Raw genomic sequence first — 14,011 nt, forward strand, 5'->3', positions numbered from 1 at the left:
AGAAGGTTTAGATACATGAGTGACATAATTTCACTACAACAAAAAATTGTGCCTGAGTTAATAGAACTGCTGCAAAAAAGGTATACTATAATGCGTAATATATATTTCAGCCAGCCAATTGGCAGAAGAGCTTTATCATATCAACTAAACATTGGCGAGAGAATAATAAGGACTGAAGTATCTTTTTTAAAAAGCCAAGGCCTTATCGACATAAATCCTTTAGGCATGACAGTGACTAAAGATGGCGAGAAGCTTTTAGAAGAACTTAAGGAGTTTATCCATGAGCTAAAAGGATTAAACAACATGGAAAAGACTCTGGCAAATCGCTTAAAATTGAAAAAAGTTATTGTTATACCTGGCGATGTTGATAATGACCAGCTAATAAAAAAGGATATGGGAAAGTCTGCTGCAAATTATCTCAAAAGCATTATCAAAAATGACAGCATTATAGCATTGACTGGTGGTTCAACAGTAATGGAAGTTGCAAATGAAATGCCCCAGTGTTATACAAAGTCTGATATAATGGTGGTACCTGCAAGAGGTGGCTTAGGTCGTGATGTTGAAAAGCAGGCTAATACGATAGCATCTGTTCTTGCAAAAAAATTAGGGGGCTCATATAAAATGCTTCATATACCTGACAACATAGGGAAAGAAGCGATAGCAACTCTTATAAATGAACCTGACATAAAAAACGTCATCGACATACTCAAAAAAGCTGATATAGTACTTTTTGGGATTGGTCGTGCTGATGTAATGGCGGACAGAAGAAACTTACCTCCATCTACAAGGGACTATTTAGAGAAAGTAGGTGCAACATCGGAGGCATTAGGGTTTTACTTAAATATAAATGGTGAAACGGTGTATGAGACACCTAGCATATTTCTTACAAAAGATGATTTAAAAAATGTCAAAAATTTAATAGCTGTTTCTGGAGGTAGAAGTAAGGCTGATGCAATCCTGTCAACTTGTAGCAGTGGTATGGTTGATGTCCTTATAACAGATGAAGGCGCAGCGTTTGAAATATTAAAAAGTTGTTAATACACCGAAAGGTGTTTAATATAAAATATAATTTTAAAGGAGGAAATATTATGGCAGTAAAAGTAGGTATTAATGGCTTTGGTAGAATAGGCAGAAACTTTTTCAGAGCAGCATTAAAGAAAAATGTAGATCTTGATATTGTTGCATTCAATGATCTAACTGATGCTAAAACATTAGCACATCTATTAAAATATGATTCAACATTTGGCCAATTTGAAGGTGAAGTTGTAGCAAAAGAAGACTCACTTGTTGTAAATGGCAAGGAAATAAAAATATTAAAAGAAACAGATCCTGCAAAGTTGCCATGGAAAGATTTGGGTGTTGACATCGTAATTGAGTCAACAGGTAGGTTCACAAACAAAGAAGATGCAGTAAAGCATATACAAGCTGGAGCAAAGAAGGTAATAATTTCAGCGCCTGCTAAAAATGAAGATATAACAATAGTTATGGGTGTTAATGAGGACAAGTACGATCCAAATGCACACCATGTAATTTCAAATGCTTCATGTACTACAAACTGCTTAGCACCTTTTGCGAAGGTATTACATAACAAATTCGGCATAAAGAGAGGATTAATGACCACTGTTCACTCTTATACAAACGATCAGAGAATTCTTGATCTTCCACACAAAGATTTAAGAAGAGCAAGATCAGCAGCAATGTCAATAATTCCAACAACAACAGGTGCAGCAAAAGCAGTTGCATTAGTTTTACCTGAATTGAAAGGAAAACTCAATGGCTTTGCTATGAGGGTTCCTACACCTGATGTGTCTGTCGTTGACCTTGTCGCAGAGTTAGAAAAGAACGTGACAGTAGAAGAAGTAAATGCAGTATTGAAAGAAGCGGCAGAAAATGAGCTCAAAGGAATACTTGGATACACAGATGAGCCATTAGTATCGATGGACTTCAAAGGCGATTCAAGATCATCAATAGTTGATGGATTATCAACTATGGTAATGGAAGGCAATCTTGTAAAAGTTGTTTCATGGTATGACAATGAATGGGGTTATTCAAACAGGGTTGTTGACCTTGCTAAGTATGTAGCAGATAGGCTTTAATATGTAAGTGGGACAAGGTTTATAACCTTGTCCCATAATATATCATGTTAGGAGGTATATACGTGAAAAAAACTGTCAGAGATGTGGATGTAAGCGGGAAAAAAGTATTGGTAAGAGTTGATTTTAATGTTCCTATGGACAGTGAAAAAAATATTACCGATGATACAAGGATAAAAGCAGCATTACCTACTATCAAATATCTCATCGATAACAATGCAAAAGTAATTTTAGTATCACATCTTGGAAGGCCAAAGGGAAAATTCAATCCGGAGTATTCCATGAAACCTGTTGCAAAAAGACTTTCAGAATTATTAAACAAACCTGTTATAATGGCTGATGATGTAATAGGAGAAGATGCGAAATCAAAAGCCAATTCATTAAAAGATGGGGAAGTTTTATTGCTAGAGAATGTAAGATTCCATGCTGAAGAAGAAAAAAATGATACTAATTTTTCAAAAGAATTAGCATCACTTGCTGACATATACGTTAATGATGCTTTTGGCACAGCTCATAGGGCACATGCTTCAACAACAGGTGTTGCAAGTTACCTGCCTGCTGTATCAGGATTTTTAATTGAAAAAGAACTCAACTTTATGGGTGGAGCTTTGGAAAATCCAAAGAGACCATTTGTAGCTATACTTGGTGGTGCAAAAGTCTCTGATAAGATTGGCGTAATAACAAATCTTTTAGATAAAGTTGATAGCTTGCTTATAGGCGGTGGCATGGCTTATACTTTCATAAAAGCTGAAGGACACGAAATAGGGAAATCGCTGTTAGAAGAAGACAAATTAGAGCTTGCAAAGGACTTGATTGAAAAAGCTAGACAAAAGGGTGTTAAGCTCTTATTGCCTGTAGACACAGTAGTTTGCGAAGAATTAAAGCCTGGAGTTCCATATGAAGTGGTTGACATAGATAAGATGCCGCAAGACAAAATAGGTGTAGACATTGGGCCTAAGACTGTAGAAGCATTTTCTAATGTTATAAAGGATGCCAAGACAGTAGTCTGGAATGGACCAATGGGTGTTTTTGAAATAAGCGACTTTGCAAAGGGCACAGAAGCTATTGCAAAGGCAATGAGTGAATGCAGTGGTACGACGATAATAGGAGGCGGAGATTCGGCTGCAGCAGTTGAACAACTTGGCTATGCAGACAAGGTATCACACATCTCTACCGGTGGTGGAGCATCATTAGAATTTTTAGAAGGCAAAGTTTTACCTGGAATTGCCGCATTAAATGATAAATAAAGAGGTGTTTTAATTGAGAATACCTATAATTGCAGGCAACTGGAAAATGCACATGACACCGTCTGATGCTGTAAATCTTGTAAATGAACTAAAGCCTCTAGTGGCAGATACTGATGTGGAAGTGGTTGTTATTCCACCTTTTGTGGATTTGGTAGATGTTAAAAAAGCATTGGACGGATCAAACATAAGATTAGGTGCACAGAACATGCATTGGGAAGAAAAAGGAGCATTTACTGGCGAAGTTTCACCGCTTATGCTTAAGGAAATTGGTGTAGAATATGTTGTAATTGGTCATTCAGAAAGAAGACAATATTTTGCTGAGACTGATGAAACAGTAAACAGAAAAGTAAAATCTGCATTGAGCCATGGCTTAAAACCAATTGTTTGTGTTGGTGAAACTTTAAGTCAAAGAGAAGATGGCAAAGCATTTGATGTTGTAAGAGAGCAGACAAAAAAAGCATTAGATGATGTTTTAAAGAATGATGTAACAAATGTCGTTATAGCTTATGAGCCTATATGGGCTATTGGTACTGGAAAAACAGCTACATCAAAGGATGCAAATGATGTTATAAAAGTTATCAGGGAGACAATAGCTAGTATTTATGATATAAATACTGCTAATGAGGTAAGAATACAATATGGTGGAAGTGTTAAACCTGATAATGCTAAAGAGTTAATGTCAGAGAGCGATATTGATGGGGCATTGGTGGGCGGAGCTAGCCTTAAAGCGCAGGATTTCGCTAAAATTGTAAATTATTAAGGAGAGGATTGCATGCCCAAAAATTTTGTAATGCTTGTTGTTTTAGATGGATTTGGCATTTCAGAAAGTAAAGAAGGAAATGCTATTTACACAGCTAATACACCGAATCTTGATTATTACTTTAAAAATTATCCCAATACAAAGCTAATACCAAGTGGACTTGCTGTTGGGCTTCCAGAAGGACAGATGGGAAATTCAGAGGTTGGACATCTAAACATAGGCGCTGGAAGAATTGTATATCAGGAGTTAACAAGAATAAGCAAGGAAATTAAAGAAGGGGAGTTCTTTAAAAAGCAAGAATTTCTCGATGCTATTGAAAATGTCAAGAAAAATGGCTCTAAGCTCCATCTTTTTGGACTTTTGTCCGACGGTGGTGTTCACAGTCATATTACGCACCTTTTTGCACTTATGAAACTTGCAAAAGAGCAAGGATTAAATGAAGTGTATGTTCATGCATTTTTAGACGGAAGGGATGTTCCGCCAGCCTGTGCTAAGGAATACGTAAAATCTTTTGAAGATGAGTCTAATAGGCTTGGAATAGGAAAAATAGCTACCATCGCAGGAAGATACTATGCAATGGATCGCGATAAAAGATGGGATAGGACGAAAAAAGCTTATGATGCCATAGCGTTAGGCAAAGGTGTATTTGCTAATTCACCTGAAGAAGCAATAGATATAGCATATAGTAAAGATCAGACAGATGAGTTTGTAGAACCTACTGTTATTTTAGAAAATGAAAAACCAACCGCTACTGTAGATGCAAATGACTCTATAATATTCTTTAATTTCAGGCCAGATAGAGCAAGGCAGATTACAAGAGCTTTTATAGACGAAGTGTTTAACTATTTTGAAAGAGAAAAGGGCTATATACCTGTTTACTTTGTCTCTATGACTCAGTATGATATAACATTCGAGAACATACATGTTGCATACAAGCCTGAGAATTTAAAAAATACATTGGGCGAATATTTAAGCGATAAAGGCATAAAGCAGCTTAGAATAGCTGAAACTGAAAAATACGCTCATGTTACATTCTTCTTTAACGGTGGTGTAGAAGAGCCAAATAAAGGTGAAGACAGGATATTGATACCTTCACCAAAAGTGGCAACATACGATTTAAAACCTGAAATGAGTGCATATGAGGTTACTGATACAGTAGTAGAAAAAATTAAGTCAAATCAATATGGTTTTATACTGCTTAATTTTGCAAATCCTGACATGGTTGGTCATACAGGCGTATTTAATGCCGCTGTAAAGGCGATTGAGGCAATTGATGAGTGCGTGGGAAGGATTGTTAGAGCTTGTCAGGAAGTTGGCGGTACTATACTTATAACTGCTGACCATGGAAATTCAGAGCAGATGATAGATCCAGTTACTAAAGAGCCACAAACGGCTCATACGACAAATCCTGTGCCATTTATAGTAATTGGCGAGGGTGATGTTACACTTAGAAATGATGGAATACTTGCTGATATAGCACCAACAGTGCTTGATATAATGGGACTTCCAAAACCACAAGAGATGACAGGTAAGTCCCTTATAATAGGAAGATAAAAAACGAAAGGAGAATATTTATGTCTATAATTGTAGATGTTTATGCTAGGGAAATCCTTGATTCAAGGGGAAATCCAACAGTAGAAGTTGAAGTTGAATTAGATAGCGGTGCAGTAGGACGTGCTGCAGTTCCATCTGGTGCTTCAACAGGTCAGTTTGAAGCAGTTGAATTAAGAGATGGCGACAATAGCAGATATTTAGGCAAAGGTGTATTAAAGGCTGTAGAAAATGTAAATGAAAAGATTGCTCCAGAAATTATTGGAATGGATGCAATAGACCAGGTAGCTATAGACAAAGCCATGATTGATTTGGATGGAACACCAAATAAGTCTAATCTTGGTGCTAATGCAATTCTTGGTGTATCACTGGCTGTTGCTAAAGCTGCTGCTGAAGAAGTTGGCTTGCCACTTTATCAATACCTCGGCGGTGTAAATGCAAAGATTCTGCCTGTTCCAATGATGAACATATTAAACGGTGGAAAACACGCAGATAACAATGTTGACATACAAGAATTTATGATCATGCCTGTTGGTGCGCAAAGCTTCCATGAGGCTTTAAGGACATGTGCTGAAGTTTTCCACAATTTAAGGTCTGTACTTAAATCAAAAGGCTTAAGCACAACAGTTGGTGATGAAGGTGGTTTCGCGCCAAATCTTACATCAAATGAAGAAGCAATCCAGGTAATATTAGAAGCTATACAAAAAGCAGGTTATGTACCAGGGGAAGATGTAGCAATAGCACTTGATCCTGCATCATCAGAGATGTACAAAGAAGATGGAAAATATCATTTCGATGGTGAAGGAGTAGTCAGGACATCAGAAGAAATGGTAGACTACTGGGAACAACTTGTAAATAAATATCCTATCGTTTCTATAGAAGACGGCTTGGCAGAAGAGGATTGGAATGGCTGGAAGCTCTTAACAGAAAGATTAGGCAAGAGGATACAGCTTGTAGGTGACGATCTTTTTGTTACAAATACAGAAAGACTCTCAAAAGGTATAAAGATGGGTGTTGCAAATTCAATACTCATTAAACTTAATCAGATAGGTACACTTACTGAAACTCTCGATGCAATAGAGATGGCTAAGAAAGCAGGATATACTGCTGTTGTATCACACCGTTCAGGCGAAACAGAAGACTCAACTATTGCAGACCTTGTTGTTGCTGTAAATGCTGGACAAATTAAGACTGGTGCTCCTTCAAGAACAGATAGAGTTGTAAAATACAACCAATTAATGAGAATAGAAGAAGGATTAGGTGGAATAGCGCAATACCTTGGAAAAGATGCATTTTACAACGTAAAATGAGAAACATTATAAAGAAGCCCAATAAATTTATTGGGTTTCTTTTTGTGTCCAAAATAATTATGTTTTGTATTAATATCTTGATGTAAATATCAGATAAGTGTTAAAATAGTACTATAATTATGTATAAAAAAGGATATGGGATGTGATAATATGCCAAGACCTCAAAAATGCAGATGGGTAAAATGTGAACCAAATGTTAACTATTTTAAGCCGGTGGGGATACCTATGCATTCTTTAAATGAAGTAGTGCTTACAGTTGAAGAATTTGAAGCTATCAGGCTAAAGGATTTGGAAGGTTTGGAGCAAGAAGAGTGTGCAGAAAAGATGAGAGTTTCAAGACCAACATTTTTTAGAATTATTATTTCCGCTCGTGAGAAAGTTGCTGATGCTCTTGTTAATGGAAAGGCAATTAAAGTGGAGGGCGGAAATTACAAAGTTTATGGAGACGATACAGTACATCATGGTCATTGCCACAGGCACGGTATGGATATAAATGAAGATGAGTAATTATATTTTAATCCCTTTCACGATTTTAAATTTATGCTTGATATGAATAAGTTATTGTTATATAATAAAAAATAGTGTAGTATGCACGTAAATCTGATTTTCGGAGGTTAAACATATGCTAAAAATAATAGTACTTATAATTCATATTATTGTCAGTTTATTTATGATGGCAGTTATTTTGTTGCAGCAGGGCAAAAGTGCAGGTATATCTGGAGCTATAGCAGGTGGTGCTGAAACTTTCTTTGGCAAAAACAAGGCAAGGACGATGGAAGGCACTTTGGAGAGACTTACGACAATCAGTGCAGTCGTATTTATCATTACTTCATTGATATTAACATTGCTGATGGGAAGATAATATTTTTAAGTTGGAATAAAACCCTTTTTGGGTTTTATTTTTTGAGAAGGTGATAAGATGAATATAAGAGAAATATCTGAAGATATGGAATATAAAATACTATCACCGTATGCAGCACACAGCAGAGAATCAAAAGGAAGAGTTAAAGAAGAAGAAAAGTGCGATATACGCACAGATTTTCAAAGGGATAGAGATAGAATCATACACTGTAAGGCATTTCGAAGATTAAGCCATAAAACGCAAGTCTTTATTTCTCCTGAAGGTGATCACTACAGAACGAGATTGACTCATACTTTAGAAGTTGCTCAGATTTCAAAGACGATTGCACGGGCTTTACGGCTTAATGAGGATTTGACTGAAGCGATTGCATTAGGGCATGACTTAGGTCATACTCCTTTTGGACATTCCGGAGAGCAGGTATTAAATAAACTTTTAAAAGATGGCTTTAGGCATAGTGTGCAGAGCTTGAGAGTTGTTGATGTATTAGAAAATAATGGCTTGGGACTTAATTTGACTTGGGAAGTAAGAGACGGGATATTAAATCATTCTACTTCAGGCAGTCCAAGAACACTTGAGGGAAAGATCGTTCAACTGTCTGATAAGATAGCGTATGTAAACCATGATATAGATGATGCCATAAGAGGCAAAATATTGACAAATGATGATATACCTAGAGAATTAAGACAAATTTTAGGGGATACTCACAGCAAAAGAATAAACACAATGGTGAGAAACATAATCGAAAATAGCATAGGTAAGAATGATATATCTATGAGTGATGACATCTATGAGGCCACTTACAGTCTCAGAGATTTTTTATTTAAAAAAGTGTATATAGGTTCAAAAGCAAAAAGCGAAGAAATTAAAGCGAAAAAAGTTGTAGAGCAACTTTTTAATTATTTTTACGAGAATGTAGATGGTATGCCGAAAGAATTTGTTGAGTTGACATATAAATACGGAAAAGAGAGAGCAGTAGCAGATTATATAGCTGGAATGACTGATAAGTACGCTATAATCAAATATAAAGAGCTTTTTTTGCCTTCACCGTGGGAAGATAAAAATTTTTAAAATATAAAAAGACAAGCAGGATTTTAGGAATTTATGTCGAATATATTATTTCCGTGAAAATTTTATAATTGTTTATAAAAAAGAGGATTTTACTGTTTTTTGTCGAACTAAATATAAAGGTGGTGTTTATGTCTTATTCGAAAGACGTAATTGATAGAGTTATAGAAGAAAATGATATAGTTGATATAGTTTCAAATTATGTTTCATTAAAGAGATCTGGAAAAGACTTTAAAGGATTATGCCCATTCCATCATGAAAAAACACCATCCTTCAATGTAAGTCAAGAAAAACAGCTTTATCATTGTTTTGGTTGCCATGCAAGCGGAAATGTCATTACCTTTGTAATGAATATAGAGAATATAGGTTTTAAGGAAGCCGTTGAGTTCTTGGCAGATAAAGCTGGTATAAAAATCGAGGAAGAAAATTTATCAGGTATAGAGTACCAAAAGAAAAAGCTGAAAGAAGAAATATATGAAATAAATAGATTAGCTGCAATATTTTATTACAAATGCCTTTATTCTAGATCTGGACAAGCTGCTTTAAAATACCTTTATGACAGAGGTATAGATGACGTTACGATAAAAAGATTTGGTCTTGGATATTCACCAAATGGTGGAGATGAATTATTGAAATTTCTAAAAGCGCATAAATATAGTATAGACACAATGGTTAATGCAGGACTAATATCAAAAAGCAGTAATGGTGGATTCTATGACAGGTTTAGAAATCGAGTAATGTTCCCAATAATTGATGAAAAAAACAATGTAATAGGGTTTGGCGGTAGAGTGCTTGATAACATGAAGCCAAAATATTTAAACACTGCTGAAACTATTGTTTTTAAAAAAGGTAAAACTCTATATGGAATTAATTATGCTAAAAAGACGAAGGAAGATAAATTTATAATCGTTGAAGGATATATGGATGCTATTGCTTTATATCAAAGCGGAATTGATAATGCTGTTGCGTCATTAGGCACAGCTCTGACTAAGGAGCAAGGCAGGCTTATAAAAAAGTACAAAAATACCGTCGTCATTTCATACGATGCTGACGAAGCTGGTGTTGAAGCGACAATGAGAGGACTTAATCTTTTAGATGAGCTGGACTTAAATGTGAACATACTGACAATACCTAATGGTAAAGATCCAGATGAATATGTGAGAAAAGAAGGATTTGATGCTTTTAAAAAGCTTCTTGAAAAAACAGACACATTGATAGAGTATAAAATTAAAAAGTATAAGCAGGATTTAGATTTAAATAATCCTGCAGACAGAATCAAATATATCAAAAAGGTATGCAAGGATCTTTCTACAATTAAAGATAAAGTAAAAAGAGATGTATATGTATCAATAGTAGCGAAAGATGCTGAAATACCTGAAAACACTATTAGAGCAGAAATAGATCAATTTGTCAAGGGTTTTGTACAAAATAATAAAAAAATTAGGTATACAGTTGGCAATAATAGGCATAATATTAAATACAGTGGGATAAAAAAGATACCATCCCTTAAATATTTGATTGCATTGCTGCTGATTGATAATAAACTTTATGATAAAGTAAAAGAAAAGATAGACGTAAATGACATTGACGATGAACTTTTAAAGTCTGTTATAACATTTATGTTTGAAAGGCTTGAAGATGGAGGACGTGTAGATATAAAAGACTTAAGCTTTATGTTAGACAATGCTAAATTGAGAGACGAATTTAACGATATATTCGATATACTGTATAGCGAAAAAGAAATCAATGAAAAAATAGTTGATGATTGCATCAGAGAGATAATAAAAGACGATTTAAACAGGAAGATAGTCCGCATTAAAAAAGAAATTGACGATTCTTATATTTCTGGCGACATTGAGAAAGAAAGGGAACTTTTAGTACAATTACAGAATTATGAAAAGGAGATGCTGAAGTTAAAAAATGGCTGATAAAAAGGTTACCCATAAGGAGGGGACACCCGTGGATAAAGAAAAAGTAAAGAATTCTATAAGAGAACTTATTGATAAAGGCAAAAAAAATGGAATGCTGACTTACAATGAGATAATGAATTCTCTGGAAGATATTGACATGGATGCTGAACAAATCGAGAAGGTCTATGACACATTTGAAAAGTTGGGGATAGAAATCGTAGGAGAAGAGCCTCAGCAGGAAGAATTGATACCTGAAGAAGATTTAGACTTAGATTTATCCATTCCTGAAGGTATTAACATCGATGATCCGGTAAGAATGTACTTAAAGGAGATTGGCAAGATTCCCCTTTTATCTCCTGATGAAGAGATAGAGCTTGCAAAAAGGATAGAAAAAGGAGATGAAGAAGCTAAAAAGAGGCTGACTGAGGCAAATTTAAGGCTTGTAGTTAGTATCGCAAAAAGATATGTAGGGCGAGGTATGCTGTTTCTCGATTTGATACAAGAAGGAAACTTGGGACTTCTGAAAGCTGTTGAAAAGTTTAATTACAGAAAAGGCTTTAAATTCAGCACATATGCTACATGGTGGATAAGGCAGGCGATAACAAGAGCTATAGCTGATCAGGCTAGAACAATAAGAATCCCTGTTCATATGGTAGAAACTATTAATAAGCTTATAAGAGTTTCAAGGCAGCTTTTGCAAGAATTAGGCCGTGATCCACTGCCGGAAGAGATTGCTAAAGAAATGGATATGTCGGTAGATAAAGTCAGAGAAATAATGAAAATAGCTCAGGAACCAGTATCATTGGAGACGCCAATTGGTGAAGAAGAAGATAGCCATCTTGGTGATTTTATACCTGATGAAGATGCTCCAGCTCCAGCAGAGGCAGCGGCGTTTACGATGCTAAAAGAACAGCTCATAGATGTTCTCGACACATTGACTCCTAGAGAAGAAAAAGTGTTGAGATTGAGGTTTGGGTTAGATGATGGCAGAGCAAGGACACTGGAGGAAGTAGGAAAAGAGTTTAATGTAACTAGAGAGAGAATAAGACAGATAGAAGCAAAAGCTTTAAGAAAGTTGAGACACCCAAGCCGCAGCAAAAAGTTGAAAGACTTTTTAGATTAGTTTAATACAGTCTTGACACAAGGCAAAAATGTAGTATAATAATTATTGTATTCCTCAGTAGCTCAATGGTGGAGCAACCGGCTGTTAACCGGTAGGTTGTAGGTTCGAGCCCTACCTGAGGAGCCATATTAGGGCCTTTAGCTCAGTTGGTAGAGCGGTCGGCTCATAACCGATTGGTCCGGGGTTCGAGTCCCTGAAGGCCCACCATATAAGATGAAAGGATAGGCATTTGATTAACAAATGCTTTTTATTTTATAAAATGAAGCTGTCAAAGAGATTAAAGTCTATTGTTCAAATGGTACAAGTTCATTCAAAAGTTGCAGATATTGGGACAGATCATGGTTATATACCTGTCTACCTTTACTTAAATGGCATTTCAGACTACATTATTGCATCTGATGTAAAATTAGCTTCCCTTAATAAAGCTATTGATGAGATCGAAAGGCACAAGTTGTCAGAAAATATTATTGTACGGCTTGGTGATGGATTAAGTGTTATAAAACCATACGAAGTTGATACTGCAATAATAGCAGGAATGGGTGGAATACTAATAACAGATATATTGGAAAAAGATAAAAATATTGCAGCGACGATAAAGAGGTTTATTTTGCAGCCTATGACAGCATCAGACCATCTTCGCAGATATATTTGTGAAAATGGATATTCAATTATTGATGAAGACCTTGTTTTCGAAAAAGGTAAATTTTTTGAAATAATAACTGTTGAGCATGGCATTGAAACGGTTGACGATGAGATTTTTTTTGAAATAGGCAAAAAACTCTTTGAAAAGAGTCACCCTTTGCTTAAAGATTTTATAAGATATAAAATAGGAAAGTTGAATAAAATAATTGATGAAGTTTCTAAAGGCAATAATAGTGCCTCTTTAAAAGAGGATATTTTGCATAAAATTAAAAAATATGAGGTGTTATTATATGAGTCTGAAATGCCAGACAATAGCCGGAATGATTGACAAACTTGCACCACATAAGTGTGCAGAAGATTGGGACAACATAGGACTTTTAGTTGGAAACCCTCGAAAAGATGTCTCTACTGTGATGGTAGCTTTAGATGCGACGAGAGAAGTTGTAAAAGAAGCTATATCAAAAAAGGTAGATATGATAATCACACACCACCCAATTATATTTAGACCTTTAAAGAACGTACGTACAGACAATCCGGCAGGGGAAATAATAACCATGCTGGTGAAAGAAGACATACCAGTTTATTCTGCTCATACTAATTTTGATGCTGCAAAGGGTGGAATGAATGATATTCTTTGCAATATACTTGGTATATACGATGAGGAAATACTACATGTTACATACAAAGAAGGATATAAGAAAATCGTCGTATATGTACCTATTGGATATGAGGAGATAGTAAAAAATGCTATGTGCAATGCAGGTGCCGGGTTTATAGGAAATTACAGTGATTGTACTTTTCAAATATTGGGTACAGGGAGTTTTAGACCATTAGAGGGAACAAATCCTTTCATAGGTGAAATAGGCAAAGTAGAAAATACACAAGAAGTAAGGATTGAGACGATTGCTCCAGAAAAATTGGTAAACAGAATAATTAGTGCTATGCTAAAGGTTCATCCATATGAAGAAGTAGCGTATGACATATATCCAGTAGAGACGCTGTATGACGAATATGGAATGGGAAGAATAGGATACATAAAAGGTACTACATTAGAAGACCTTGCCAATGGTGTAAAAGCTAAGTTAGGACTAAAGAATCTCAGAGTTGTAGGTGATTTGCAGAAAACCATAAATAAAGTGGCTATTTGTGGTGGTAGCGGTGGTAATCTTGTATCTATATCAGCTTTTAAAGGTGCCGATGTTTTGATTACAGGAGATGTGGGATACCATGATGCAGTAGATGCAAGGCATCTTGGACTGGCCATAATCGATGCAGGACACTTTGGCACTGAGAAGATTTCTGTAAATTTCATCGCTGAATACATAAGGGATGAAGCACAAAAAATGAATGTAGACTTAAATGTCATTACTAGTGAGGAACAAGTTGATCCATTTATATTCATGTAATAATTACCATTTGACAATCTACAGAAATAGTGATACCATATT

At 35.5% G+C, this 14,011-nt stretch carries 13 protein-coding genes and 2 tRNA genes; all 15 read left to right on the forward strand.

Features of this window, described 5'->3' with window-relative positions:
* Positions 1 to 15: 15 nt before the first annotated feature.
* The 15 genes from Q2T46_RS12620 (at position 16) to Q2T46_RS12690 (ending at position 13,969) form a co-directional block, all read left to right on the forward strand.
* Positions 16 to 1,038, forward strand: coding sequence for a sugar-binding transcriptional regulator (locus Q2T46_RS12620; RefSeq protein WP_094044679.1), 1,023 nt, complete (start codon positions 16 to 18; stop codon positions 1,036 to 1,038).
* Positions 1,039 to 1,088: 50 nt separating this feature from the next.
* The gene (gene gap / locus Q2T46_RS12625; RefSeq protein ID WP_013298469.1) at positions 1,089 to 2,096 is read left to right on the forward strand and encodes a type I glyceraldehyde-3-phosphate dehydrogenase; all 1,008 of its coding nucleotides are present in this window, start codon (positions 1,089 to 1,091) and stop codon (positions 2,094 to 2,096) included.
* 62 nt (positions 2,097 to 2,158) lie between these two features.
* Positions 2,159 to 3,340, forward strand: coding sequence for a phosphoglycerate kinase (locus Q2T46_RS12630; protein ID WP_303265193.1), 1,182 nt, complete (start codon positions 2,159 to 2,161; stop codon positions 3,338 to 3,340).
* Between the two features lie 13 nt (positions 3,341 to 3,353).
* A complete protein-coding gene (tpiA, locus tag Q2T46_RS12635) occupies positions 3,354 to 4,100 on the forward strand; it encodes a triose-phosphate isomerase (RefSeq protein ID WP_013298467.1) in 747 nt (248 codons plus the stop codon).
* A 12-nt stretch (positions 4,101 to 4,112) separates the two neighbouring features.
* Positions 4,113 to 5,654: a 2,3-bisphosphoglycerate-independent phosphoglycerate mutase gene (gpmI, locus tag Q2T46_RS12640; protein WP_303265192.1), complete on the forward strand. Its 1,542-nt coding sequence runs from the start codon at positions 4,113 to 4,115 to the stop codon at positions 5,652 to 5,654.
* A 20-nt stretch (positions 5,655 to 5,674) separates the two neighbouring features.
* A complete protein-coding gene (gene eno / locus Q2T46_RS12645; RefSeq protein WP_303265191.1) occupies positions 5,675 to 6,961 on the forward strand; it encodes a phosphopyruvate hydratase in 1,287 nt (428 codons plus the stop codon).
* 150 nt (positions 6,962 to 7,111) lie between these two features.
* Positions 7,112 to 7,468, forward strand: a complete 357-nt coding sequence (locus Q2T46_RS12650; protein WP_303265190.1) for a DUF134 domain-containing protein — start codon at positions 7,112 to 7,114, stop codon at positions 7,466 to 7,468.
* Positions 7,469 to 7,583: 115 nt separating this feature from the next.
* Positions 7,584 to 7,823 carry a preprotein translocase subunit SecG gene (gene secG, locus Q2T46_RS12655; protein WP_303265189.1) on the forward strand — a complete coding sequence of 80 codons (240 nt, stop codon included), beginning with the start codon at positions 7,584 to 7,586 and terminating at the stop codon, positions 7,821 to 7,823.
* A gap of 57 nt (positions 7,824 to 7,880) precedes the next feature.
* Positions 7,881 to 8,891, forward strand: a complete 1,011-nt coding sequence (locus tag Q2T46_RS12660; RefSeq protein ID WP_303265188.1) for a deoxyguanosinetriphosphate triphosphohydrolase — start codon at positions 7,881 to 7,883, stop codon at positions 8,889 to 8,891.
* Positions 8,892 to 9,019: 128 nt separating this feature from the next.
* Positions 9,020 to 10,816, forward strand: coding sequence for a DNA primase (gene dnaG, locus Q2T46_RS12665; RefSeq protein ID WP_303265187.1), 1,797 nt, complete (start codon positions 9,020 to 9,022; stop codon positions 10,814 to 10,816).
* The gene (rpoD, locus tag Q2T46_RS12670; RefSeq protein ID WP_303265186.1) at positions 10,809 to 11,921 is read left to right on the forward strand and encodes an RNA polymerase sigma factor RpoD; all 1,113 of its coding nucleotides are present in this window, start codon (positions 10,809 to 10,811) and stop codon (positions 11,919 to 11,921) included. The genes dnaG and rpoD overlap by 8 nt, the downstream gene beginning before the upstream one ends.
* 51 nt (positions 11,922 to 11,972) lie before the next feature.
* Positions 11,973 to 12,047 (forward strand) — tRNA-Asn (locus Q2T46_RS12675).
* Between the two features lie 5 nt (positions 12,048 to 12,052).
* Positions 12,053 to 12,128 (forward strand) — tRNA-Ile (locus Q2T46_RS12680).
* 52 nt (positions 12,129 to 12,180) lie between these two features.
* On the forward strand, positions 12,181 to 12,891 hold the full coding sequence (locus Q2T46_RS12685) for a class I SAM-dependent methyltransferase (protein WP_303265762.1): 711 nt from the start codon (positions 12,181 to 12,183) through the stop codon (positions 12,889 to 12,891).
* The gene (locus Q2T46_RS12690; RefSeq protein ID WP_303265185.1) at positions 12,854 to 13,969 is read left to right on the forward strand and encodes a Nif3-like dinuclear metal center hexameric protein; all 1,116 of its coding nucleotides are present in this window, start codon (positions 12,854 to 12,856) and stop codon (positions 13,967 to 13,969) included. The genes Q2T46_RS12685 and Q2T46_RS12690 overlap by 38 nt, the downstream gene beginning before the upstream one ends.
* The last annotated feature ends 42 nt before the right edge of the window (positions 13,970 to 14,011 follow it).

This window comes from Thermoanaerobacterium sp. CMT5567-10 (assembly GCF_030534315.2).
In the GTDB taxonomy this organism is placed as follows: domain Bacteria; phylum Bacillota; class Thermoanaerobacteria; order Thermoanaerobacterales; family Thermoanaerobacteraceae; genus Thermoanaerobacterium.

Excerpts from the sequence above, each read along its gene's own strand:
- Q2T46_RS12620 (WP_094044679.1), top strand. The coding sequence starts at position 16 with ATGAGTGACATAATTTCACTACAACAAAAAATTGTGCCTGAGTTAATA.
- gap (WP_013298469.1), top strand. The coding sequence starts at position 1,089 with ATGGCAGTAAAAGTAGGTATTAATGGCTTTGGTAGAATAGGCAGAAAC.
- gpmI (WP_303265192.1), top strand. The coding sequence starts at position 4,113 with ATGCCCAAAAATTTTGTAATGCTTGTTGTTTTAGATGGATTTGGCATT.
- eno (WP_303265191.1), top strand. The coding sequence starts at position 5,675 with ATGTCTATAATTGTAGATGTTTATGCTAGGGAAATCCTTGATTCAAGG.
- Q2T46_RS12650 (WP_303265190.1), top strand. The coding sequence starts at position 7,112 with ATGCCAAGACCTCAAAAATGCAGATGGGTAAAATGTGAACCAAATGTT.
- secG (WP_303265189.1), top strand. The coding sequence starts at position 7,584 with ATGCTAAAAATAATAGTACTTATAATTCATATTATTGTCAGTTTATTT.
- Q2T46_RS12660 (WP_303265188.1), top strand. The coding sequence starts at position 7,881 with ATGAATATAAGAGAAATATCTGAAGATATGGAATATAAAATACTATCA.
- dnaG (WP_303265187.1), top strand. The coding sequence starts at position 9,020 with ATGTCTTATTCGAAAGACGTAATTGATAGAGTTATAGAAGAAAATGAT.
- rpoD (WP_303265186.1), top strand. The coding sequence starts at position 10,809 with ATGGCTGATAAAAAGGTTACCCATAAGGAGGGGACACCCGTGGATAAA.
- Q2T46_RS12685 (WP_303265762.1), top strand. The coding sequence starts at position 12,181 with ATGAAGCTGTCAAAGAGATTAAAGTCTATTGTTCAAATGGTACAAGTT.
- Q2T46_RS12690 (WP_303265185.1), top strand. The coding sequence starts at position 12,854 with ATGAGTCTGAAATGCCAGACAATAGCCGGAATGATTGACAAACTTGCA.